This window comes from Shewanella sp. SM95 (genome assembly GCF_025653595.1).
Lineage (GTDB): Bacteria > Pseudomonadota > Gammaproteobacteria > Enterobacterales > Shewanellaceae > Shewanella > Shewanella oncorhynchi.
In genome coordinates, this window is sequence record NZ_JAKKSE010000019.1 from 59301 (window position 1) to 84178 (window position 24878).

The 24878-nt window shown below is 46.5% G+C and carries 21 protein-coding genes; 15 read left to right on the forward strand and 6 right to left on the reverse strand.

Annotated features, from left to right (window positions below; all coding sequences use genetic code 11):
• Positions 1-104 precede the first annotated feature (104 nt).
• The 5 genes from L5M29_RS18165 (at position 105) to L5M29_RS18185 (ending at position 4936) form a co-directional block, all read left to right on the forward strand.
• A complete protein-coding gene (locus L5M29_RS18165; protein WP_113941178.1) occupies positions 105-431 on the forward strand; it encodes a winged helix-turn-helix domain-containing protein in 327 nt (108 codons plus the stop codon).
• A 25-nt stretch (positions 432-456) separates the two neighbouring features.
• Positions 457-795, forward strand: a complete 339-nt coding sequence (locus L5M29_RS18170) for a carbon starvation protein CstA (RefSeq protein ID WP_263169282.1) — start codon at positions 457-459, stop codon at positions 793-795.
• Positions 796-1036: 241 nt separating this feature from the next.
• Positions 1037-2326, forward strand: coding sequence for an NCS2 family permease (locus tag L5M29_RS18175; RefSeq protein WP_263169286.1), 1290 nt, complete (start codon positions 1037-1039; stop codon positions 2324-2326).
• A 201-nt stretch (positions 2327-2527) separates the two neighbouring features.
• Complete coding sequence (gene proB, locus L5M29_RS18180) at positions 2528-3646, forward strand: glutamate 5-kinase (protein ID WP_105251651.1); 1119 nt, start codon at positions 2528-2530, stop codon at positions 3644-3646.
• A gap of 12 nt (positions 3647-3658) precedes the next feature.
• Complete coding sequence (locus L5M29_RS18185; protein WP_263169289.1) at positions 3659-4936, forward strand: glutamate-5-semialdehyde dehydrogenase; 1278 nt, start codon at positions 3659-3661, stop codon at positions 4934-4936.
• A 104-nt stretch (positions 4937-5040) separates the two neighbouring features.
• On the opposite strand, the gene L5M29_RS18190 is transcribed toward L5M29_RS18185, so the two are convergent.
• From L5M29_RS18190 to L5M29_RS18200, 3 genes are all read right to left on the reverse strand, one after another.
• Positions 5041-5349, reverse strand: a complete 309-nt coding sequence (locus L5M29_RS18190) for a hypothetical protein (RefSeq protein WP_105251653.1) — start codon at positions 5347-5349, stop codon at positions 5041-5043.
• Between the two features lie 211 nt (positions 5350-5560).
• Positions 5561-6037, reverse strand: a complete 477-nt coding sequence (gene ybaK, locus L5M29_RS18195; RefSeq protein ID WP_028759489.1) for a Cys-tRNA(Pro) deacylase — start codon at positions 6035-6037, stop codon at positions 5561-5563.
• A gap of 119 nt (positions 6038-6156) precedes the next feature.
• The gene (locus tag L5M29_RS18200; RefSeq protein WP_263169292.1) at positions 6157-7077 is read right to left on the reverse strand and encodes a DMT family transporter; all 921 of its coding nucleotides are present in this window, start codon (positions 7075-7077) and stop codon (positions 6157-6159) included.
• A gap of 288 nt (positions 7078-7365) precedes the next feature.
• On the opposite strand from L5M29_RS18200, the gene dnaK reads away from it, so the two are divergent.
• Together dnaK and dnaJ are read left to right on the forward strand one after the other, a co-directional pair.
• Positions 7366-9285, forward strand: coding sequence for a molecular chaperone DnaK (dnaK, locus tag L5M29_RS18205; RefSeq protein ID WP_105251655.1), 1920 nt, complete (start codon positions 7366-7368; stop codon positions 9283-9285).
• 110 nt (positions 9286-9395) lie between these two features.
• Positions 9396-10532, forward strand: coding sequence for a molecular chaperone DnaJ (gene dnaJ, locus L5M29_RS18210; protein WP_113941183.1), 1137 nt, complete (start codon positions 9396-9398; stop codon positions 10530-10532).
• A 599-nt stretch (positions 10533-11131) separates the two neighbouring features.
• Here the strand turns inward: dnaJ and L5M29_RS18215 are convergent.
• A complete protein-coding gene (locus L5M29_RS18215; RefSeq protein ID WP_263169294.1) occupies positions 11132-12085 on the reverse strand; it encodes an FRG domain-containing protein in 954 nt (317 codons plus the stop codon).
• Between the two features lie 477 nt (positions 12086-12562).
• A complete protein-coding gene (locus L5M29_RS18220; protein ID WP_028759454.1) occupies positions 12563-12841 on the reverse strand; it encodes a hypothetical protein in 279 nt (92 codons plus the stop codon).
• Between the two features lie 310 nt (positions 12842-13151).
• On the opposite strand from L5M29_RS18220, the gene L5M29_RS18225 reads away from it, so the two are divergent.
• The 8 genes from L5M29_RS18225 to L5M29_RS18260 all read left to right on the forward strand — a co-directional run bounded on the left by L5M29_RS18225 (position 13152) and on the right by L5M29_RS18260 (position 23845).
• Complete coding sequence (locus L5M29_RS18225) at positions 13152-14483, forward strand: DEAD/DEAH box helicase (RefSeq protein WP_263169298.1); 1332 nt, start codon at positions 13152-13154, stop codon at positions 14481-14483.
• A 137-nt stretch (positions 14484-14620) separates the two neighbouring features.
• The gene (locus L5M29_RS18230; RefSeq protein WP_263169299.1) at positions 14621-15205 is read left to right on the forward strand and encodes a GNAT family N-acetyltransferase; all 585 of its coding nucleotides are present in this window, start codon (positions 14621-14623) and stop codon (positions 15203-15205) included.
• A gap of 586 nt (positions 15206-15791) precedes the next feature.
• Positions 15792-16601, forward strand: a complete 810-nt coding sequence (locus L5M29_RS18235) for a M48 family metallopeptidase (protein ID WP_263169302.1) — start codon at positions 15792-15794, stop codon at positions 16599-16601.
• A 219-nt stretch (positions 16602-16820) separates the two neighbouring features.
• Entirely contained in the window at positions 16821-17438 is a 618-nt protein-coding gene (locus L5M29_RS18240; protein WP_006083907.1) for an FKBP-type peptidyl-prolyl cis-trans isomerase, read from the forward strand.
• A 71-nt stretch (positions 17439-17509) separates the two neighbouring features.
• Entirely contained in the window at positions 17510-18322 is an 813-nt protein-coding gene (gene dapB, locus L5M29_RS18245) for a 4-hydroxy-tetrahydrodipicolinate reductase (RefSeq protein WP_105251661.1), read from the forward strand.
• Between the two features lie 168 nt (positions 18323-18490).
• A complete protein-coding gene (carA, locus tag L5M29_RS18250) occupies positions 18491-19666 on the forward strand; it encodes a glutamine-hydrolyzing carbamoyl-phosphate synthase small subunit (protein WP_263169303.1) in 1176 nt (391 codons plus the stop codon).
• Positions 19667-19693: 27 nt separating this feature from the next.
• Positions 19694-22918, forward strand: a complete 3225-nt coding sequence (gene carB / locus L5M29_RS18255; RefSeq protein ID WP_105251663.1) for a carbamoyl-phosphate synthase large subunit — start codon at positions 19694-19696, stop codon at positions 22916-22918.
• Between the two features lie 195 nt (positions 22919-23113).
• On the forward strand, positions 23114-23845 hold the full coding sequence (locus L5M29_RS18260) for an RluA family pseudouridine synthase (protein WP_263169305.1): 732 nt from the start codon (positions 23114-23116) through the stop codon (positions 23843-23845).
• A gap of 73 nt (positions 23846-23918) precedes the next feature.
• Here L5M29_RS18260 and L5M29_RS18265 read toward each other — a convergent pair whose 3' ends face one another.
• Complete coding sequence (locus L5M29_RS18265; protein WP_263169307.1) at positions 23919-24692, reverse strand: substrate-binding periplasmic protein; 774 nt, start codon at positions 24690-24692, stop codon at positions 23919-23921.
• Between the last annotated feature and the right edge of the window lie 186 nt (positions 24693-24878).

Consider the following 24878-nt stretch of genomic DNA (forward strand, 5'->3'; position numbering starts at 1 on the left):
GATCTTGTCGCGAACCGTAAGTATTTAGTATTGGCTATTGCCTTATTGACTGAATATAAAGTAGTTTTGATGATAATTACTTTTGTTTCCAGACAGGTCATCTTATGTCACTTTCAATGCCAGCATCCCAACAGGTTTCAAAGCAAAATAAGGCGTTTCTGCGTAAGTTATATTTGGCGCATTTAATGGATGATGACCGCCATAATCTATTATCACTCAATAAGTTAACCGGAATGCCTCGCCGAACTTTACAGGATGCTATCGCAGCTTTTGAGGATATAGGTATTCGAGTCGAGTTTGTGCAGGAAGGCAGCCGTAACAATTCAGGTTATTACCGCATAGTCACCTGGGGGCCGATTAGCAGCGCTTGGGTCGATACCCATCTAAGCGAAATCGCTGAGCTGATAGGATTTTACGATAAGTCAATTTAAACGCTGTTTGTTACCAAGGACGAATTTGAGAACTCTTCAACTGTTAGGTTTTATTCTTGCCATCGCAGGCGTCATTTTGGGATATATAACGCTAGCATCTATTGACGGTCAAACATCTGAAGCTTCTGCTGGGGCTGCGGGTTTAGGCATGATTTTTATGGTATTACCAGCCTTTAGCTGTTCTGCGTTAATGTTGGTACCTTCTTCTTTAACATTATGCAAATCAGAAGTAAGGCTACGTACCTATTTTAAAGGGCGTTTTTGGTTGAGTCTGTGGAAATTGAATTTAGTTATTTCTGCTGTATATATTCTTGCTACTCTTTATGTAGGCTGTTTATGGCTACAAATCAGCATTGATCGTTAACGAGTGAATCATCTTGTTCATAATATGTTCATTTTTTATGCTTAACCTTCAACGCGAGTCTCACCCGAGGATATTGCATTCGTTTGCATAGATATTTGAGCATTTTCTCTTCGTTACTCCTTTGCCAATTTTCTGGCCTGACCAGCCTAAACTCCCTATAATCGGCTGCAAATGTCATCACGCTACATAGTGTTTACATCTAACTACCCTACATACTTAAAATAAAAAGGAACCTTGTTCCATGTTAGAAAAACTGTTCAAACTGAAACAAAATCAAACGAGCCTCAAGCAGGAAGCGGTCGCAGGTTTGACAACATTTATGACGATGGCCTACATCATTTTTGTGAACCCAATGATGTTAGCCGATGCGGGCATGGACCATGGTGCTGTATTTGTGGCGACCTGTTTGGCGGCGGCTGTCGGCTGTTTGGTTATGGGGTTGATGGCGAATTATCCCATTGCGCTTGCTCCAGGTATGGGACTTAATGCCTTTTTTACCTACACAGTCGTGGGTGAAATGGGTTACAGCTGGGAGACTGCGTTAGGCGCAGTGTTCCTGTCGGGAATTTGCTTTTTAATCTTGTCCTTAGTGCGTATTCGAGAATGGATTGTAAATAGTATTCCCATGTCGTTACGTATCGGTATTGCTGCAGGTATTGGTTTGTTCCTTGCTCTGATTGGCCTTAAGAGCGCCGGTATTGTGGTGGCAAGTCCTGCTACGCTAGTGACACTTGGCGATATCACGGCATTTCCGGCGGTTATGGCTGTGCTGGGCTTTTTCCTCATTATTGCTATGGTGCAGCGGGGAATGAAGTCGGCGGTGATTGCCAGCATTCTGATTATCACTGGTCTAGGATTAGTGTTTGGTGATGTGCAGTATCAGGGCATTGTATCAATGCCACCTTCAATCGCACCTACATTTATGAAGATGGATTTATCCCAAGTATTTGAAGTAACTATGCTATCAGTCGTTTTTGCCTTCTTATTTGTGGATCTCTTCGATACCTCTGGCACCTTAGTGGCGGTTGCACAGCGCGGTGGTTTTCTCGATGATAAAGGCCGTTTACCACGTCTGAATCGTGCCTTGACCGCTGACAGTTTAGCAACCATTGCGGGGGCGGCTTTTGGCACTTCCACCACGACAAGTTATATCGAAAGCACTGCGGGTGTGAGCGCAGGTGGTCGTACTGGTTTAACGGCCGTTGTGGTGGGATTACTCTTCATTGCTGCGTTATTTTTATCGCCATTGGCGGGGATGATCCCGGCTTATGCGACTGCGGGCACACTGTTTTATGTAGCGATTTTGATGATGTCGGGACTGGTGCATGTCGAATGGGAAGATTTGACTGAAGCCGCGCCTGTGTTGGTGGTGTGTATATTAATGCCACTAACGTTTTCTATCGCGACGGGCATTGCCTTTGGGATCATCTCATATGCAGCAATCAAATTACTCACAGGTCGCTTTAGCGATCTTAATGTGGGCATTTTAGTATTAGCCGCATTGTTTGTAGCTAAGTTTGTCTATGGTTGATGCTGTCGATTAATTCACCTGCACAGTAAAAACTCGCAACGTAGATTGTTTACATTTTTGAGGGCCATCTAATCGATGGCCCTTTTTAATGCGCGATTCTAAGCAAAAACGAAAATTTATCTCGAGTTAATAACTCCTTGCTACCAATTACTCAGCGGATTAGGTATAAGGATTGTTCGGTTATTTTGTTACAAATGAATAATGAACTTAAGTGAGATTGCGTATCGCCGCGTGGTAGTGAAGTTAGGGACGAGTGTGCTTACCTCTGGCAGTAAACAGCTAGATAAAGCCCACATGGTTGAGCTTGCTCGTCAAATGGCCGCACTGATGAAGTCAGGGGTCGAAGTCGTATTATGCACCTCAGGGGCAATTGCCGCTGGGCGTGAACATCTCCAATACCCGACGCTGCCCGACACTATGGCCAATAAGCAATTGTTAGCCGCTGTCGGGCAAAGTCAGTTGATCCTCGCTTGGGCACAACTCTTTAGTATTTATGGGCTGCATGTGGGCCAATTGCTGCTGACCCGTGCCGACTTGCAGGATAGGGAGCGTTACCTTAACGCCCGCGACACGCTCAATGCCTTGTTGGCCAATAATATTGTGCCGATCATCAATGAAAACGATGCCGTTGCTACCAATGAGATTAAAGTGGGCGATAACGACAATTTATCGGCGCGCGCAGCACTCTTATGCGATGCTGACTTATTGATTTTATTGACGGATCAAAAGGGCTTATTCGATGCGGATCCACGTACTAACCCGAACGCTAAGTTAATTTCACAGGTGGTGAAGATTGACGATAGTCTGCGTATGCTGGCGGGCGGTTCTGTATCGGGTTTAGGCACGGGTGGTATGTCGACTAAATTGGAAGCGGCGGATATTGCTCGCCGTGCTGGCATCGAAGTGGTTATCGCCTCTGGCCATCACCCAGATGTGATCAAAAAAGTGGTCGCCAAAGAGTCCGTCGGTACTCACTTTAGTGCCATCGAAAACCCGCTCGAAAGCCGCAAACAGTGGATTCTAGCGGGACCTGCAACTCAAGGTTCTTTAGTGCTTGATGCGGGCGCGGTCAAAGCCGTGACTGACAAGGGCCGCAGTCTATTGTCTAAAGGTATCGTAGGCGTTAAAGGTCAGTTTGAACGTGGTGCGACGCTACAATTAGTTGATCAACAAGGTAAAGTGATTGCTAAAGGGATGACACGATACTGTGGCCAAGCCCTGAGTTTGATTGCGGGCAAGCATTCCGACGAGATCGAGTCTGTACTTGGTTACGATTATGGTGACGCAATAGTGCACCGCAACGACATGGTTGTCTTATAAGCGAGGTCTATTTTGAGTCAAATGAATCAAGATCAGTATTTACAGCAACTTGGCCAAAATGCCAAACAGGCCAGTTATGCTTTAGCCAACTTAACGGCGAGCCAAAAGGCTGACTTACTCGAAGCTATTGCCGATGCGCTAACGGCAAACTCCGCCGCCATTTTAGCGGCTAATGCTAAAGATGTTGCCGCCGCTAAGAACGATGGATTAACTGAGGCGATGATCGACAGATTGTTGCTCGATGATGCACGTTTAGCGGGCATTATAGGTGATATCAGTGATGTGATCCGCCTTGCTGATCCCGTGGGCGAAGAGTTTGGCAGCAAGTTATTAGATAACGGTTTAAGGTTGACTCGTCGCCGCGTACCGCTGGGCGTGATTGGGGTTATCTACGAGGCGCGCCCGAATGTGACTGTCGATATCGCGGTACTTGCCCTTAAAACGGGTAATGCGGTGATCCTTCGTGGCGGTAAAGAAACCCTTGAATCGAATAAGCTTATCAGCGAAGTGATCCGCGGCGCGATTGTCGCCCAAGGTTTACCCATAGATGCGGTGCAATTTATTGATTCTTCAGACAGAGCCCTAGTGACAGGTTTACTAAAGCTCGATCAATATGTCGACATGATAGTGCCGCGCGGCGGTCAAGCATTGCAGCGCCTATGTGCCGAGCAAGCGACCATTCCGGTGATCTTAGGTGGCATAGGTATTTGCCATTTATATGTCGATAAAAATGCCGACCTTGAGCGTGCCTTAGGCGTAATCGCTAATGCCAAAGTGCAGCGTCCAACTGTGTGCAATGCTCTTGATACCTTGCTGGTGGATGAGCGCGTAGCCAGCAGCTTTGTACCGCAAATTGCCGAATATCTGCATCGTCTAGGCGTGCGTTTTTCAGTTTGTGATACAAGTCTTAGTCTACTGCATGGTTTAGGGTTTGATGTGACGCTTGCTAAGTCTGAGGATTTTGGTATTGAATGGCTGTCATTAACCTTAGGTATTAAAGTCGTGAGCGATATCGATGCCGCCGTTAGCCATATTCGCCAGTATTCTAGCGGCCATTCGGAAGCCATTTTGACCGATGATATTCATGCAGCGGCACACTTTATGAATGAAGTGAACTCAGCCGCCGTGTATGTGAATGCCAGTACTCGTTTTACCGATGGCGGTCAGTTTGGTCTTGGCGCTGAAGTGGCTGTGAGCACGCAAAAACTGCACGCTCGCGGTCCAATGGGGCTTGAGGCATTAACCACATATAAGTGGTTAGCTTGGGGTGATTACACCAGTCGTGTTTAGCGGTAAATACCGATAAACCCAAAGCCGTTAACTTACTACGTTGACGGCTTTTTTGTTTGCGGTATCCAACTGAATAGCGACATCAATGTGTTTGGCTAACGAGTTTAGCTGCTTATGGTGAGCGGGGTATAAGTAGCAAGTAACCAGATACAGAAAAATATCGTTGACATAACGACAGTGAATTTACGAAAGGCCTTGATGTATTCCAAGGTATAAATAAAGTACTTTTCTTGTACTCTGCGAGTGAGTAAAACCGAAGGCAGCATAAAACTGCAATAGAGCATGACTACCATAGTGGTAAAACTGTTTCCCCAGAAATGCTCATAAATAAATAAGGCGATGCAGAGTAGCATGGCGCACCAACTGATAGGGCTGATGCTATTTTCTGGATTCCATTGGGTTGATTTTTCCATCTGACTATCCTTAGTCGATTTGTACCTCAGTACAATTTATAGACGGATATCTCGGCTTTATCAAACGCTTTCCATTGTTAGACTCAGTACGCTGGCCAGTTTGTTGCCGTTTGAGCCTTGTTCATCATTTATCTAATATGAGCGCGTACAACTTAAAGTGAATTGCTTACTTAACGCCGAATGACTTGTGCTTAAATGTGGCCTGGATAGCTTAAAGCGTCTTGATATCGGCAAATTCGCCTTTGCAAAGCAGGGCTAAGTCTGTTGCCGCTAAGCTTATTTCTAAACCGCGTCTGCCGGCGCTCACATAGATTCTATCGAAGCCTTGAGCGCTGGCATCAATCAAGGTTGGCAATTGTTTCTTTTGCGCTAAGGGACTAATACCGCCAACCAGATAGCCTGAGGATTTTTGTGCTAGGTCGGCATCGGCCATTTGTAGTTTCTTTTGTCTTAAGCATTTAGCTACGGCTTTTAGATTAAGCTGATGATCGACGGGCACGAGCGCGACGGCAATCGGCGCATGAGCTTTGTCGATGGCAACTAAAAGGGTTTTAAATACTTGCGCGGGTTCGAGCCCTAAGGTGTTAGCGGCTTCTTCGCCGTAGGCGGCGCAGTGTGGATCGTGGCTGTACTCTAAGATATCAAACGCGATCTTGGCTTTTTTCGCCAATCGGACGGCCGGGGTCATTTTATACTCCTTCACAAAATGGGAGATATTAGCGCTTAATCTTGGCTTAAAATGTTAGCCAGCTCTTTTAATTGGCTCATTGCCGTGAGCTAACATTATTTAAGGCTGCTACTCAACGATTATTCCGCTAGCTTTGTGCTTATCTTGTTTTTACGCTCAATATAACGGGGCAGAAGTTGCTGCAACATCATCCCCGATAAAATAAAGGCTAGGCCGAGATAGGTTGCCATCGCAATCGTTTCTTGCAAAATCCACGCGATAAAACCAATCGACATCACAGGAGATAAAAACACCATAGTGCTGATGTTCGCAGTGCGAGTGGCGGTTTTCAGCGCCATTAACCAGAGCACAAAGGTAATGCCCATTTCAAACAAGCCCACATACATACCTGCAAATATCGCCTTAAGACTAAAACTGGGTAGGGTATCTGTCAGCACTAAGGTGACGGCAATAAAAGGTAAGCCGATAAGAAAACTCAATAATAAACTCACCACGGGATCGCCTTGATCTTTGGTGTTGACGATCCAATATAGGCACCAGAGTAAGGTGCTGGTCAGCGCCAATCCGATACCGAGCGGGCTATCAAAACTAAAGCCGCTGATATCGCCGCCGGTAGCAATGATAAACACGCCTGTATAGGCAATCAGCGCGGCAGCAATGTCGCTCTTACGCAAATGTTGCTTTAACAAAGGCGCGGCCAGTAACGGTAGTAATACCGCCCAAGTGTAATTAAGTGACAACGCTTGCTGCGCTGGCAGTAAGGAATACGCTTTAAATAGCACGACATAGTAAAGGAAGGGATTGATGAGTCCAGTCACCAGATAAAACATGGGGCGGTGTAAAAACTGTTGCTTGAGTAAGGAAAGCTTTTTTTGCCAAGCAAGGATTCCGGCAAGGGCAATAATCGAAGTGAGTACGGCAACAAACACCAGTTGCAGCGGTGTGTAGTAACTCAAGGCAATCTTAAAGGCAGTGGCCACTGTAGACCAGAGAAAGACCGCCGCCATGCCATACACGTACGCTAAATTCGAAGACTTCACTCTGCTACCTTACTAGGATAAACATCCGCCAAATGTGGGCAGATTGAATAACAGCTTTGGTTGATAAGCAAGACTATTTTATGTGATTGGATATTTTATCCTGCTGTAGATGCGAGAAAGATAAATCAGAAAATTTTTTTGTTCGCCCTTGTAATTAAATTCCCTGTCCCAATATAGGTATCAAGGCAGAGAAGGTGGCCAACGATGGACTTGATATTTAAACCGTCTAGCCCCATATCAAAACCAACTAAACAAATTTAGATTGAATGAAATTTTTCGGAGGACCTCATGGGTAAAATTATTGGTATCGACTTAGGCACAACAAACTCTTGTGTAGCTGTCCTCGATGGTGGCAAAGCACGTGTGTTAGAAAACGCTGAAGGCGATCGCACAACCCCGTCAATCATCGCTTATACAGATGATGAAACCATTGTCGGTTCGCCAGCAAAACGTCAAGCTGTGACTAACCCGACTAACACATTCTTCGCGATTAAGCGTTTGATTGGTCGTCGCTTTAAAGATGACGAAGTCCAACGTGACGTGAACATCATGCCATTCAAAATCATTGCAGCCGACAACGGTGATGCATGGGTTGAATCGCGTGGCAACAAGATGGCTCCACCACAAGTTTCTGCAGAAATCTTGAAAAAGATGAAGAAAACCGCAGAAGACTTTTTAGGTGAAGAAGTAACAGAAGCGGTTATTACTGTTCCTGCTTACTTTAACGATTCACAACGTCAAGCGACTAAAGATGCGGGTCGTATCGCAGGTCTTGATGTTAAACGTATTATCAACGAACCAACGGCTGCAGCATTAGCCTACGGTATCGATAAGAAACAAGGCGACAACATTGTTGCAGTATACGATTTAGGTGGTGGTACATTCGATATCTCTATCATCGAAATCGACAGCAACGATGGCGACCAAACATTTGAAGTGTTGGCAACCAACGGTGACACCCACTTAGGTGGTGAAGACTTTGACAACCGTTTGATCAACTACTTAGCTGACGAATTCAAGAAAGAGCAAGGCTTAGATCTGCGTAAAGATCCATTAGCAATGCAACGTCTGAAAGAAGCAGCAGAAAAAGCGAAAATTGAACTTTCAAGCACCAACCACACTGAAGTGAACCTGCCATACATCACGGCAGACGCAACAGGTCCTAAGCATTTAGTGATTAAAATCACTCGTGCTAAATTGGAATCACTGGTTGAAGACTTGATTATCCGTACATTAGAGCCACTAAAAGTTGCCCTGGCTGATGCAGATTTATCTGTAACAGACATCAACGAAGTGATTCTAGTGGGTGGTCAAACACGTATGCCTAAGGTTCAAGAAGCAGTGACAAACTTCTTCGGTAAAGAACCTCGTAAAGACGTGAACCCAGACGAAGCGGTAGCCGTAGGTGCTGCAATTCAAGCGGGCGTACTGTCAGGCGACGTGAAAGACGTATTACTGTTAGACGTAACACCACTGTCTCTGGGTATCGAAACCATGGGCAGCGTGATGACTAAGTTGATTGAAAAGAACACCACTATTCCTACTAAGGCGCAGCAAGTGTTCTCAACAGCCGATGACAACCAAAACGCAGTGACGATTCACGTACTGCAAGGTGAGCGTAAGCAAGCGAGCGCGAACAAGTCATTAGGTCAGTTCAACTTAGACGGTATTGAGCCAGCTCCACGTGGCCAGCCACAAATTGAAGTGATGTTCGACATCGATGCCGACGGTATTCTGCATGTGTCTGCGACAGACAAGAAAACCGGCAAGAAACAAAACATCACCATCAAAGCCTCTTCTGGCTTAAGCGAAGAAGAAGTGGCACAAATGGTACGTGATGCCGAAGCTCACGCAGATGAAGACAAGAAGTTTGAAGAGTTAGTGCAAGCACGCAACCAAGCTGACGGCTTAGTCCACGCGACTAAGAAACAAGTGGAAGAAGCGGGTGATGCATTGCCAAGCGAAGATAAAGAGAAAATCCAAGCTGCTATGGCCGCTGTTGACACTGCCAGCAAAGGCAATGACAAAGAAGCCATTGAAAAGGCAACTCAAAACTTGATCGAAGCATCTGCTAAGCTGATGGAAATCGCTCAAGCTAAGTCTCAAGCTCAAGGCGGCGACAATGCCGACGCGGGCAAACAGGCTAACGCTGCTGCCGATGACGTTGTCGATGCTGAATTCGAAGAAGTGAAAGACGACAAGAAATAATGACTTGTTTTCAATCAAATAGATTGATTTCAAAGCGTTAATTTCTAGGCGGGCGTTACGGGGCAACCCTAACGCCCGTTTGTTCAACACCAGCTGAGAAGCATGAGATTATGTCAAAGCGAGATTATTACGAAGTATTAGGTGTCAGTCGTGACACCAGCGAACGTGAAATTAAAAAGGCCTACAAACGTCTGGCCATGAAATTTCACCCAGATCGCAACCCAGGCGACAAAACCGCAGAAGCTAACTTTAAAGAAATTAAAGAAGCCTACGAGATCCTAACCGACGCCGACAAAAAAGCGGCCTACGACCAATTTGGTCATGCGGGTGTGGATCCTAATCGCGGTGGCGGTGGTTACGGTGGTGGTCAAGGCGATTTCGGTGATATTTTCGGTGATGTCTTTGGCGATATTTTCGGCGGTGGACGTCGTGGTGGCGGTCAACGCCAAGCGGCCCGCGGCTCAGATTTACGTTACAACCTAGAGTTATCACTGGAAGAAGCCGTTAAAGGCTTAACCAAAGAACTGCGTATCCCAACACTGGCGACTTGCGATCTATGTGAAGGCAGCGGCGCTAAAAAAGGCACCTCTGCAACCACTTGTGGCACCTGTCATGGTCAAGGCCAAGTTCAAATGCGCCAAGGTTTCTTTGCGGTGCAGCAGCCTTGTCCGACCTGTCATGGCCGCGGCAAGATCATCAAAGATCCTTGCACTAAGTGTCATGGCGATGGCCGTGTTGAAAAGAGCAAAACCTTATCGGTTAAGATCCCCGCCGGCGTTGATACGGGTGACCGTATTCGTTTAGCGGGTGAAGGTGAAGCGGGTGAGTTTGGCGCGCCTCCAGGGGATTTATACGTTCAGGTCAGCGTGCGTGAGCATGCGATTTTCGTCCGTGATGGCAACAACCTTTACTGCGAAGTGCCGATATCCTTCAGTAAAGCGGCCCTAGGCGGTGAGATTGAAGTGCCAACACTGGATGGTAAAGTCAGCCTGAAGATCCCAGCCGAAACGCAAACGGGCCGTATGTTCCGTTTACGTGGCAAAGGCGTCAAGTCGGTTCGCAGCCATGCGGTAGGTGACTTGCTCTGCAAAGTGGTTATGGAAACCCCAGTTAACTTAAACGATCGTCAAAAAGAACTGTTACGCGAATTTGAAGCCACCTTAACAGGTGAGTCGAAAAAACACAGCCCAAAGGCTGAGGGCTTTTTCGATGGCGTGAAAAAGTTCTTTCAAGATCTGAATAGCTAACTTGGTTTGATGGCGCTGCTGTTATGTTAGCAGCGCGTTAGATGAATAAAGCCCCGCAGTGTTTAACATCGCGGGGCTTTTTTATGGTTGTTTTATGCAAAAACAACTTAAAAGGTTTGATGTTAGTTTGATTGTTCAGCTTTGCTATTTGGCTTTATAGCCGAGATTGTTTGTAACTTAAACCTAGCTGGTTTCTCTTTTTTAAAAGAAAAGTCAAAGTCGTGGGGCTTCACCCCACACCCGACCAAGGAGGACTGCTCGTCCTATCCTCCTTGGATGCTCCATGACGCCCCCAACGGAGTTGAAAGCCCCTTGTGCTCATTGCCAAATTTGCTATCGCTTCCGAAGGATGCGTCCCTGCACCTGCGAAAGCTAGCTCGGCATCCATGCCGAGACTCACGCAATTTGTCTATTCGCCCTGCGGCAACTCCGAGGGGATGGTTTATTCCTTAGATTTTGGAGTTATCTGTAAATTATTAAGGCATAAAAGTTATGCCAGTCTGATCTTTTACCGATCTTTCTTATCATCTTTTTGATGCGATTTTAAATTGAGCCTGTGTGTTTTCTGCAAAACTGCTATCAAAAAATAGAATTTAATATTAATAACGCTCGGGAATATTAAATTGAAGTTTGGTTTCTTTTACTGCCTGTTTGATTTTGTGCGCATCATCGCTGGGCATTAGATATTCCCAAGTTACCCCAATACTTTCTAAATGCTCTCTGACTAAGGGTTTTAATGCTTTATTAATCACATAAACTATTCGACCAGGAATGCAGTATGGCTCATCCCAAAAGTTGTACATCACTCTGTCGTATGGGAATATTTCCGCATTATAGACGAATACACCTGACTGACGCTTGATACGTTCGTTGTGTTCTAACATTGATTGATGTATTTCGGGAGTCGTTAATGATATTCCTGTAGTTTTGTCAATTGAAGTAAGCCTGCGTACTATATCGGCATGAGCTTTTTCAGGGTCTTTGTACCAGCCATTCACACCGTGTTGTGAATGAGCATTCAATACATTGATTGGGTGCCAAATGTCACTTTCGAAGACTACTGCGTCAACATCATCATTGCCACTACAAGCGAAGAAAAGAGCAATAGCAGGATCAAAAGTAAAATCAATAAGATTTGTTGGGAGTTCATAGTGCTGGGCTAGGGAGCAAGCATCACTAAATGATAACTCTTTATCTATCGCACCGATTTGTAATAATCGTGAGTTAAATTCATCAATGATATCAAATGACTTCTTCAAAAAATCTTCAGCACAGATATCCGGCAGCATTTCGGCTGCATTTTCACCTTCGTTGTAAACGATTTCTCGTACTACTGGCTTGTGTACAGTAAAATAGTAACGATAAAAGCTTGAAACACATAAATATTGTCTATTGTTCATACCTCGGTACACGAATCTCTTGTTCTTGACTGCATTTTGAACAAATTGTACGAATTCTTCCAAGGTATTTATTTTCTTTTCGTAGCGCACTCGACGCTTAAATTCTAGCTCGTTTAGCATGAAAACCTGTAAATCAGTAGTTAATGAAATCATTATGAAAGTCAGATTCTTATCACTTTCTTTGACATTAGCTAGAGTAGTTATTTTTGAAATGATTGGACAGACTGAATTTATGAGAGATTATAAGTTAACACTATAAAAAGATATGGAAAAAGATAGGACAGGCAGAACTCTTTTGAGATTAACAGCTAACACTGCAACTTCAGGAGTTCACCTTCCCCTGCGAAGTTGTCGAAATACGGAGATAAAAATGCCGTGGCGACATCATGGATGATGGCGCAGGCTCGGGGGCACATGGATGTGCCATCTGAGCCGTTAGGCGATTTTTGTTGGAGTATGAGACCACTAACCAATGCATGAACTTCGCTAGGGGCGGCAAGGGTGATCCAAGAGGGGATTGCTGTTGATCCCCTTTTGGTCTGGTGTGGGCGAAGCGCCACGACGTTGATGTAGATTTTGACTTTGATTTCGATTCGAAAATCCAAACGAAGTTTGGAAACCTAAGAGTTATTATTCTTCTGGAACAGTAAATGCGGCTTCGACTTTCTCTAATTCTTGCTCGGTTTTAAGCTGAAATGCTTGCTGCTTTTTAAGCTTGGCTTCTTCTTCAAGTGCGGCTTCTCTTTGTTTAAATTCGTGTCTCTCTGGTTTAGTCAGAAACTTAAACGCGAGCTTGTTGCCTAATACGTAGGCGACGACGTCTTCACCTTTTGTGCGGCGCTCATCGACGCGTTGTGAAAAACGGGCGTTATCGCGGGCTTTACGTTCTTCGGCATTTAACTTACTCATAATCTTTTCTCCTCATTTAGTTAATCACGGTAGTGTTCCACTACGTTCAGTTAAACAAATGAGTTGTGTTGCACATTCATAAAGCTGATTGGGTGGGATTCTACCATAAGCGCTCACGAAAGCTGTGGGATTAAAATCTACCATTCCATCACCTGCGTTAACTTTGCACACATAAGAAAGATGCGGCTAGAGTCACTTTTAAGATAAAACGAACACCGAAGCGACAGCTTGCGTAAAAGCCGAAACAACATTGGTATTCAAAGGCAACTCTCAGTAAACTTTCGCTCCCATGTTTTGATCCGGTGTTGTGATGACCTTTCCCGAGCTTTCTTCTTCCCCTGAGTCGTTAACTTTTGCTGAGCTTGGCTTAAATTCGGCGCTACTTAAGGCCTTGCCTGCAAGTCTTAAACATCCGACAAAGGTGCAGCAATTGGCGATTCCGGCCATTCTTGCAGGACGGGATTTGTTAGCCTTAGCACAAACCGGTAGCGGGAAAACCTTAGCTTTTGGTTTGCCACTCCTACAACAAATTTTGTTGCAACAGCAAACACAGTTGCAGGGCGCTAAGTCTGTACAGCCTCCAAATGCACTGGCGTTAGTGCTGGTGCCTACACGGGAATTAGCGCTGCAAGTGACTGAGGCGCTGCAAACAGTGGCGAGTCAGTTATCGACTTCGTTGAACATTCAGCTTCTGTGTGGCGGGGTCGCGCTGGAAGACCAATTAGCCGAACTTGCAGCCAAGCCGCAGGTGTTAGTGGCAACCCCAGGACGTTTACTGGACTTATGTAAACAGGCCCACGTCAGCCTCGATTCGATAAAACATCTTGTGCTGGATGAGGCTGACCGCCTGTTGGAAATGGGGTTTTGGCCCGATGTGCAAAAGCTGATGGCGTTTATGCCTAAGCTTAAGCAAATCTTGTTGTTTTCTGCCACCTTGCCCGAGGCTTTGGATACATTGGCGGGCAAGCTACTGGTGAATAAGCCGCTACGGGTCGAAGCTCACAAGGTGAATTCAGTGGCTGGTGAAATCGAAGAGCAGCTCTATTTAGTCAACAAGGGCAGCAAAGCACAGGCATTGATTGCGCTGTTAAAACAGTATCAATGGCCGCAGGTGTTGGTGTTTATCAGCGCCCGCGATGATGCCGATGCCGTCGCTAAACGGCTCGCTAAAGCGGGGATGAAAGTTGCCGCGCTGCACGGTGAAAAAGAGCAAACCGTTCGCAGCCAAACCTTGGCCGACTTTAAAGCCAATCGTATCCAAGTATTAGTGGCGACAGATTTGATGGCGCGCGGCATTCATGTTGATACCTTGCCTGTTGTTATCAATCTCGATTTGCCCATGAGTGCGCCTGTGTACGTGCACCGCATTGGCCGCACCGCGCGCGCTGGCGAAAAAGGGCTGGCGATTTCCCTCGTGTGCCACGGTGAAATGGCAACTTTAACGGCGATCCGCACTTTAACCGCGCGGGAGTTACCGCTGGCATTATTGGCTGAGTTTCCGGTAACGGATAAGCCGAGTGAAAAAATCACTGATGGCGCTACAGAGAGTACAGTTGAGCGTAAGCGACCACCACGGGATAAACAGGCGAATCGCCGTAGCATCAATAAGCACAGCGCCAAAGAGTTTAAAGGTAAGCGCTGAGTTTGAAGCTATTCATAGCGTTCAAGCTTGGCGTGCCTCAATCACTAAACTGATAACAGAATAAAGCGCATTGGCCGCTGTTATCACTTTCGCTCTGGGTGTAACTTAGTGACTTATTTACATTAAGGAGCTAAGTCATGGGATCGACATTAGCGTTAAGCAAAGCACTTCATAAAGTGGTGAATAACGGTTTAACGACCGAGCACTTTGTACTTAGGCCATTCCAGCGAGCGGATCTTGAGGCTTTTACCGCCTATCGAGCCGACCCTAAGGTCGCCAAATATCAAAGCTGGACGGATTACAGCTATAGCGATGCACTCGCGTTGTTCGAGAAGATGGATTACGCGCAATTTGGTGCGGTTGATACTTGGTTTCAGCTTGCGATTGTTACTGGCACGTCGGGAACAAGACCGACCCAATTAGTTGGCGATCTGGCGCTGCATTTTATTGATGAGCAGCAGGTGGAAATTGGCTTTACGATTGCGCCTGAGCATCAAGGTAAACATATTGCTTTTGAGGCCGTCAGCGCATTGCTGGATTACCTCTTTATTGAATTGCATAAGCATAGAGTCATTGCCATCACCGATGCACAAAATCTTGCCTGCTGTCGCTTACTCGAAAAACTCCGCTTTAGGCGCGAAGCCCATTATGTGAAAAACATCTTCTTTAAAGGCGCGTGGGGCGATGAGTTCCTCTATGCCTTGTTAAAAGAAGAGTATTAATAAACTAAGGCAAAAACAAAACCGCATAAAAGAATAACAGCACAAAGGTAGCTAATGCGTTTTTCATTTCGGGTAAATTGACTAAGCCTTGGATCATCTTGTGTAGAGAGAAAGCCATGTTGTAGTGACTCGTGAATGTAGGCACTTCTTGCTGTTCTGAGTCGGATTTTCATCGGATTCGCCGAAGCTTTATGCCATTCTTCTGGATAATACTTTTCAACGTGACGCTGGATTTTAGCAAAATTTTTAAATTGAACGACTAACAGAATAGTTATACATAGGTTTGCGATTACGATGAAATACATGATGGTAAAGAGTTTATTCAATAAAGACAGATAGCTAAATTAATCTAATGTAGGCTTAAAAATCTAGCTGTAACTTTTTAGAACGTTAAAGTCCGACTTTTGTATGAGCCATATATGAGCCATTGACCTGCAGGTTTAGCAGTTGGTTTAGAGTATGAAACCAAGCAGAATGCTCAATCCCATTTGGCTTATCTTGTCTATCTCAGTAAAATCTTTCCATTAGTTGAGCCCATGTTGGCTCAAAGATCTTCACGCCCGTCATGGGATTTAAGGAGTGCCACATGAAATCAATGCGTTTAGGCTTAGTGGGTATGGCGGTCGCGCTCGGATTATCGGCCTGTGCGACCACGCAATCGCCAACGGGGCGAGGGCAGACCTTGTTGTATTCAGCGGCGCAAATGCAGCAGATGGGCGATTCCTCCTTCGAGGAAATGAAAAAACAGCAAAAAGTGAGTAGTGATAAAAAGCTGACACAATACGTCAATTGTGTCGCTAATCGTATTACCGCAGTGCTGCCGGACCAAACCCAGCGCTGGGATGTGGTTTTGTTTGACTCTGAACAAGTTAACGCTTTTGCTCTGCCGGGTGGGCATATTGGGGTTTATACCGGATTGCTTAAGGTCGCTAAGGGGCCAGATCAGCTTGCTACTGTGCTCGGTCACGAAGTCGCGCATGTGTTGGCGCAACATGGTAACGAGCAGGTTTCCCGTGGACAGTTAACGGGCGTTGGAATGCAGATTGCCGATGCAGCGCTAGGGGCGAGTGGTGTGTCGAATCGCGACTTATATATGTCGGCATTGGGACTCGGTGCTCAGGTAGGGGTTATTCTGCCCTTTGGCCGCGCCCAAGAGAGCGAAGCCGATATCATGGGCGTAGAGTTAATGGCTCGAGCGGGTTTCAATCCGGCTCAGAGTGTTGAGTTATGGCAGAATATGTCGAAGGTGGGCGGTGGCCAAGGGCCGGAGTTATTATCGACCCATCCATCGAACAGTAATCGCATTGCTCAGCTACAACAATTGCAAGCACAGATGCAGCCACTTTATGCCAGTGCTAAAGCGCAGGTGAAGAATCAATGTGTGGCGCCGAAATAAGCTGAAGTCTATTTAAGATCTAAGTGCCCGTTTGGTGAGTGTTCGCTGTCGTTTGTGGAGAGATATGTGTCCTTAACCTATTTATGCTTTTGGATAAATACGCAATAAGTGTGTAAAAAAGCCTCCTTAGTTAAATAAGCAGTCAGTTTATCAGCATAGCTCGCTGAACTATGGTAAACTGGCGCGCAAAATTCCACTGATAATTGAGAGTCGTTAATTATGTCTGATAAATTCAGTACTGTTGAACAGCAAGCAAGCTACGGTGTAGGCCGTCAAATGGGTGAGCAACTGGCCGCCAATTCTTTTGATGGCGTGGATATTCCAGCCGTTCAAGCGGGTTTAGCCGATGCGTTTGCCGGTTTAGAAAGTGCTGTGTCTATGCAAGATCTGCAAGTTGCTTTCACTGAAATTAGCGGTCGTATTCAAGCTGCTCAAGAGCAAGCTGCTGCTGCTGCGTCTGCTGAAGGCGATGCTTTCTTAGCTGAAAATGCTAAGCGTGATGGCGTGACTGTGACTGACTCTGGTCTGCAGTTCGAAGTATTAGTCCAAGGTGACGGTGCTACTCCAACTTACGAAGATACTGTTCGTACTCACTACCATGGTTCTTTCATCAATGGTGATGTGTTTGACAGCTCTGTAGTTCGTGGCCAACCTGCTGAGTTCCCAGTTTCTGGTGTTATCGCTGGCTGGACTGAAGCACTGCAACTGATGCCAGTAGGCACTAAGTTGAAATTATTTGTGCCACATCACTTAGCTTACGGTGAGCGCGGCGCGGGGGCATCGATTCCTCCTTATTCAACTTTGGTATTCGAAGTTGAATTATTAGATATCATCTAATATTGAAAAAACGCCTAAGCCTGTCTTAGGCGTTTTCTTATGGAATACAAAGAAAGATTGAGGAGATTGAAATGAGTGGACAAGTGAGAGTGGCAATCGTCGGTGCCGGTGGTCGTATGGGACGCACTCTTATTGAAGCGGCCTACAATCACGACCATATTTTACTGGGTGCCGCCATTGAGCGTGCAGGCTCAAGTTTAGTGGGTGTGGATGCGGGTGAGTTAGCTGGTGTGGGTAAATTAAACGTCATGATCATGGATTCGCTCGATTATGCGACCGATGATTTTGATGTGTTGATCGATTTTACCGCGCCAGACGCCAGTATTGTCCATTTAGATTGGTGTGTTCGCCATAAGAAAGCCATGGTGATTGGCACAACCGGTTTCAATCATGCTCAAAAAGAACAGATCAATGCCTTTGCCGAGCAAACGCCGGTCGTGATGGCGCCGAATATGTCTGTGGGTGTCAATTTGATGTGGAAATTACTCGAACTGGCTGCCGAAGTCATGGGTGATTACACGGATATCGAAATTATCGAAGGCCATCACAGACACAAAAAAGATGCGCCGTCGGGCACTGCCCTGAAAATGGGTGAAGTGATTGCTAAGACCTTAGGTCGCGATCTTGAAAAATGTGCCGTATATGGCCGCGAAGGGATCACGGGTGAACGTGACCGTGAAACTATCGGTTTTGCGACCATTCGTGCCGGTGATTTAGTCGGTGAACACACGGCCATGTTTGCCGATATCGGTGAGCGTTTAGAGATCACCCATAAAGCTTCGAGTCGTATGACCTTTGCTAATGGTGCTATGCGTGCCGCTCACTGGCTCGTGGAGCAAAAGCCGGGCTTGTATGATATGCAGCAGGTTTTAGGTTTGCATTAATATTAAAAACGCCGATATGGCGTTTTTTTTTGCACCCAGTTACCAGTGGGTGGACGGTTTCGCGTTTTTACTGTAAACTCGCTGGAATTTGTCAAAATTTCGTAAATTAGCGGAAATTGGTATCTTAAAATAACATAAAAACATTATATTTCAGTGGCTTGGCTCTTTATGGAGGTCGCGTTGACAAAGTCTGCCTTACTCGTACTCGAAGATGGAACTGTATTCTCTGGCACAGCAATTGGTGCCGATGGTCTCTCTGTTGGTGAAGTTGTTTTTAACACTTCCATGACAGGATACCAAGAAATTTTAACTGATCCATCCTACTCACGCCAGATTGTAACATTAACCTACCCACACATAGGCAACACTGGTACCAATGATGAAGATATTGAATCCGATGGGGTTCACGCTTGTGGTCTTATCATTCGTGATCTTCCGCTCATCGCAAGTAGTTTCCGTAATCAACAAAGCTTAAGTGATTATCTCAAAGCGAACAATGTCGTTGGCATAGCAGATATCGATACCCGCAAGTTAACTCGTATTCTCCGTGAAAAAGGTGCTCAAGCCGGTTGTATTATGGCAGGTGCAGACTTAGATGAAGCAAAAGCGCTCGCCGCTGCCAAAGCTTTCCCCGGTTTAAAAGGCATGGATCTCGCTAAAGAAGTCACGACCAAAACTGCCTATCCATGGCGTAAAGGTAGCTGGCGTTTAGTGGGCGGCTTACCAGAAGATACGCCAGCAAATGAGCTTAAATACAAAGTAGTAGCCTACGACTACGGCGTTAAGCAAAATATTCTGCGTATGTTAGTGGACCGCGGTTGTGACGTTACCGTAGTGCCAGCTAAAACTTCAGCCGCCGAAGTGTTAGCGATGAATCCCGATGGTGTGTTCCTTTCGAACGGCCCTGGCGATCCAGAGCCATGCGATTACGCGATTGAAGCGATTCAACACATTCTGAAAACCGACACGCCGATTTTCGGTATCTGTTTAGGTCATCAGCTACTCGCGCTGGCCTCAGGTGCAAAAACCTTGAAGATGAAGTTTGGTCACCACGGTGCAAACCACCCAGTGAGCAATATCGAGAAAGGTAACGTGATGATCACCAGCCAAAACCACGGTTTTGCTGCCGATGAAACGACCTTACCCGCCAACATTAAGGTGACGCATAAGTCGCTGTTTGATGGTTCACTCCAAGGTATCCATCTGACGGACAAGCCCGCGTTCAGCTTCCAAGGTCACCCTGAAGCGAGCCCAGGCCCGAACGATGCCGCCCCGCTGTTCGATCACTTTATCGAGTTAATCGAACACTATCGTCTTGTAACGAAACGTCAGAACGCTAAGTAATACGCAAGCTAGGAGAAGAGAGAAGCAATGCCAAAACGTACAGATATAAAGAGTATTCTTATCCTAGGCGCCGGCCCAATCGTGATTGGTCAGGCATGTGAATTTGACTATTCTGGCGCACAAGCGTGTAAAGCGCTGCGTGAAGAAGGCTACCGTGTCATTCTGGTGAACTCTAACCCTGCCACCATTATGACTGATCCAGAAATGGCCGATGCCACTTATATCGAGCCGATTCACTGGGAAGTGGTCCGTAACATTATTGCTAAAGAACGCCCAGATGCGATTCTGCCAACCATGGGCGGCCAAACCGCACTGAACTGCGCATTAGAACTTGAAGCCAAAGGCGTACTGAAAGAATTTAACGTCGAGATGATTGGCGCGACTGCCGATGCTATCGATAAAGCTGAAGACCGTAGCCGCTTTGATAAAGCGATGAAAAGTATTGGTCTTGATTGTCCACGCGCGGGCATTGCCCACAATATGGACGAAGCTTATGGCGTACTTGATCAAGTGGGTTTCCCTTGCATTATCCGCCCATCCTTTACTATGGGTGGCTCGGGTGGCGGTATCGCTTACAACAGGGAAGAGTTCGAAGAGATCTGTTCACAGGGCTTAGAGTTATCGCCAACGAGTGAACTGCTGATCGACGAATCACTGATCGGTTGGAAAGAATACGAGATGGAAGTGGTCCGTGACCGCAACGATAACTGCATTATCGTCTGCGCCATCGAAAACTTCGATCCTATGGGCGTGCACACGGGCGACTCTATTACTGTTGCACCCGCGCAAACCCTGACTGATAAAGAATACCAAATCATGCGTAACGCCTCTATGGCCGTACTGCGTGAGATTGGTGTTGAGACAGGCGGTTCGAACGTACAGTTTGGTATTAACCCGAAAGATGGCCGTATGGTTATCATCGAGATGAACCCACGTGTATCGCGCTCTTCAGCATTAGCATCAAAAGCAACGGGTTTCCCGATTGCCAAAATCGCTGCTAAGTTAGCAGTTGGTTTCACCCTTGATGAGCTGATGAACGACATCACTGGCGGTCGCACGCCTGCGTCATTCGAGCCTGCTATCGATTACGTTGTGACTAAAGTGCCACGCTTTAACTTTGAAAAGTTTGCCGGCGCGAATGACCGCTTAACCACACAGATGAAGTCTGTGGGTGAAGTGATGGCGATTGGCCGTACTTTCCAAGAGTCACTGCAAAAAGCCTTACGTGGTTTAGAAGTTAGCCGTAACGGTCTAGATCCTGTCACAGATATGTCTAAACCTGAGGCTATGTCGCGTATTCGCCACGAGCTGAAAGAGCCTGGTTGCGACCGTATTTGGTACATAGCCGATGCGATGCGTGCGGGGCTGAGCTTAGATGAAATCTTTAAACTGACCAATATCGACCCTTGGTTCCTCGTGCAAATCGAAGAGCTGGTTCAGCTCGAAGGTGTTGTCGCTGAAGCGGGTCTGGCGGGTCTGGATATCGACTTACTGCGTAAGCTGAAACGTAAAGGTTTTGCCGATGCGCGTCTGGCCGATGTATTAGGCGTGAACGAAGCCGAAGTGCGTAAGCTGCGTGATAAGTTCGACCTGCACCCAGTCTATAAGCGTGTGGATACCTGTGCGGCTGAGTTTGCAACAGACACGGCTTACATGTACTCAACGTATGAAGAAGAATGTGAAGCTAACCCATCGACCCGTGACAAAATCATGGTGTTAGGTGGCGGGCCAAACCGTATCGGTCAAGGTATTGAGTTCGATTATTGCTGTGTGCACGCGGCGTTAGCGCTACGTGAAGACGGTTATGAAACCATCATGGTGAACTGTAACCCTGAAACCGTTTCAACCGACTACGACACATCAGACCGTCTGTACTTCGAGCCCGTCACACTGGAAGACGTATTAGAAATCGTCCGTATCGAGAAGCCAAAGGGCGTTATCGTGCAGTACGGTGGTCAAACGCCATTGAAATTGGCCCGTGCCTTAGAAGCCGCTGGCGTACCTGTGATTGGTACTAGCCCAGATGCCATCGACCGCGCCGAAGACCGTGAGCGTTTCCAGCAAGCGATTCAACGCTTAGAGATGAAGCAGCCTGAAAACGATACCGTGACTACGGTTGAAGGCGCTGTGATTGCCGCTGAGCGTATCGGTTATCCGTTAGTTGTGCGTCCATCCTATGTACTGGGCGGCCGCGCGATGGAAATCGTTTACGATAAGCAAGATTTGCTGCGTTACTTCAACGAAGCCGTGAGCGTATCGAACGCGTCGCCAGTATTGCTCGATCGTTTCTTAGATGATGCGATTGAAGTGGATATTGATGCAGTATGTGACGGTGAAATCGTGGTGATTGGCGCGATTATGGAGCATATCGAACAAGCGGGTGTTCACTCAGGTGACTCAGGTTGTTCGCTGCCGCCATACACGCTAAGCCAAGAAATCCAAGATCGCATGCGCGTTCAAGTCGGTAAGTTGGCGATGGAACTCGGTGTTGTCGGCCTGATGAACGTACAGTTCGCCGTGAAAGATAACGAAATCTATATGATTGAAGTTAACCCGCGTGCTGCCCGTACTGTGCCATTCGTGTCCAAAGCGACCGGTGTGCCTTTAGCTAAGATCGCCGCGCGTGTGATGGCGGGCCAAAGTTTAACGTCGCAAAACTTCACTAAAGAAGTGATCCCACCTTTCTACTCAGTGAAAGAAGTGGTGTTGCCCTTTAACAAGTTCCCGGGTGTTGACCCACTGTTAGGCCCAGAAATGCGCTCTACCGGTGAAGTCATGGGCGTGGGCGATACGTTCGCCGAAGCCTATGCTAAGGCGCAGTTAGGTGCGACTTCTGAGGTGCCTAAGTCGGGTCGTGCATTATTGTCTGTGCGTAACAGCGATAAGAAACGCGTTGCCGATTTAGCGGCTAAGTTAATTGAGCTCGGTTACCAAATCGATGCGACTCATGGTACTGCGGTTATCCTAGGCGAAGCGGGTATCAACCCACGTTTAGTGAACAAGGTACACGAAGGGCGTCCACACATTCTCGATCGCATCAAGAATGGTGAATACACTTATATCGTGAACACTACCGAAGGTCGCCAAGCGATTGAAGATTCTCGTCAATTGCGCCGCGGTGCACTGCGTTACAAAGTTAACTACACGACGACCATGAATGCTGCATTCGCCACTTGTATGGCCCATGCCGCCGATGACCGTACTAACGTGACGTCAGTACAAGAACTGCATCTGCGCGTACTGGCTAAATAAGCCATAGCGTTAATGCTGTTAATGTCGTTAATTAGAGGGCCGCATAACTTAGGTTATGCGGCCTTATTATTTAGGCCTGTGTCTATTCTATTGAATTATTGGGTCTATTTTATTTAGCCTGTTTTATTGAGTTGTGCCGTTTGATTTGAGTATGACTTAACTCATTTTATTGCCCATTTAGGTAGCCTGAAAACTATGTCTGCACCTGCCGATAGCCTTGCTAAAGCTGATACTTTTATTGCGCCGCCTTGCCTCGGGCAAATACGCGTACTCTATCAAGATAGCGACATTTTACTGATTGATAAGCCGAGCGGATTATTGAGTCTGTCGGGGAAGAATCCGCTGAATCTCGACTCAGTGCATTATCGTTTAGTGCAGGATTTTCCGACGGCCACTTTGTTGCACAGACTCGATTTTGGCACTTCGGGCATCATGCTGGTGGCGCTGAATAAAAGCGTGAATGGTTTGCTGACAAAGCAGTTTCAGGCGCGCACGGTTGAAAAGCGTTATACCGCCTTGCTCCACGGGCATTTAGCCGCAGACAGCGGAGTGATTAATCTGCCGATCGCTAAAGATAGTGACCATTTTCCACTACAAAAGATTTGCCATAGCACAGGCAAAGTTGCGATCAGTGAATATCAGGTGCTGGAACGATTAACCGATCCTTTCGCCACGCGGGTCGAATTTATCCCTGTTTCTGGCCGAACCCATCAACTGCGGATCCACAGTCAGCAATTGGGTCACTCAATACTGGGGTGCGATCTCTACGGCGGCGTGGGTGAGTGCGTGACTGATAAGGCTGATGCAGATGAAGCTGATATCACTAATACGACGAGCAGCAGATTAATGCTGCATGCGACCTGCTTAGCGTTTAATCATCCTATCACGGGTGAGCGTATTGACTGGGTTTGTGAGTGTCCTTTCTAAGTGCTTTCTTAATAGTCATAAAACTCAGCATTCAGCACTCATCACTTAGCACGTAGAATTTAGAGCAATGGGTTTAGTTGCTAAACCCGATACGTTCGGTTTGCATGGGCGGCGCATCGTTGGGGAGCCAAGTACGGTAAATCGTTGCGAAGGTGCCATCTGCTTTTATCGCTTCTAGGCTGTTTTTCCACTGTTCGATCACATCATTGGGCGTGCCTTGTGAGAAGGCAATGTAAAGATGATTAGCACTAATCGTGAAGAGTGACTCTACATCATCAATGCTCGCGCCTGCATCCGACAGAATACTCGGCGCGGTGAGATTGGCATTACACCAAAGATCGACACGTTGCTTCATCAATTGTTTGGCACTCAATAAGGGCTCGGATGAGGCCGCAACATTCGTAAATCCCAGTTCGAGCAATAGGCGTTCTTCCACCGAGGCACGATAGACACCAATTGCCTTAGCTGTCTTTGCATCCTCTATAGTGGTTATTTTTATACCGCTATTTTTTAAGGCATAAAAATTAGTCGTGCCGACAGCAACAGGCCCAATCATAGTAAACATTTGCTCCCTTTCTGCTGTGCGCGTCATAGTAAACAACACAGTATTAGGTTGCTCGGTCAGCATTTTCCAGCCGCGAGCCCAAGGTACGACCTTGATTGGATCTGGGTTGTTTATGCGCTTTTGAATTTCTTGTACTACCTGTACAGCTAAACCATCGGGTTTGCCATCGACAGAAAAACTGATTGGCGACCATTCTTCGGTATAGATGTTGAGCGGCTGCGCGCGAAGAGAAACTGCGCTGCTAAGGGTGAGTGATAACAATAAACTTGTGACTAATTTCATTAATAACCCTAAAAATTAGAATGTTATAATTGAGTCTCACTGCTTGCTCTTGAAACGATTAAAGATGAAGGCTGTGCTTAAATCAAGTATAGCTAGGGGTTCATTTTCTAAGATTAAATTTACTATACCGTTTTGAACGATAAAAAAAGAGCGCGAGTATGGCGCTCTTAGGTAGGCTTATTTATG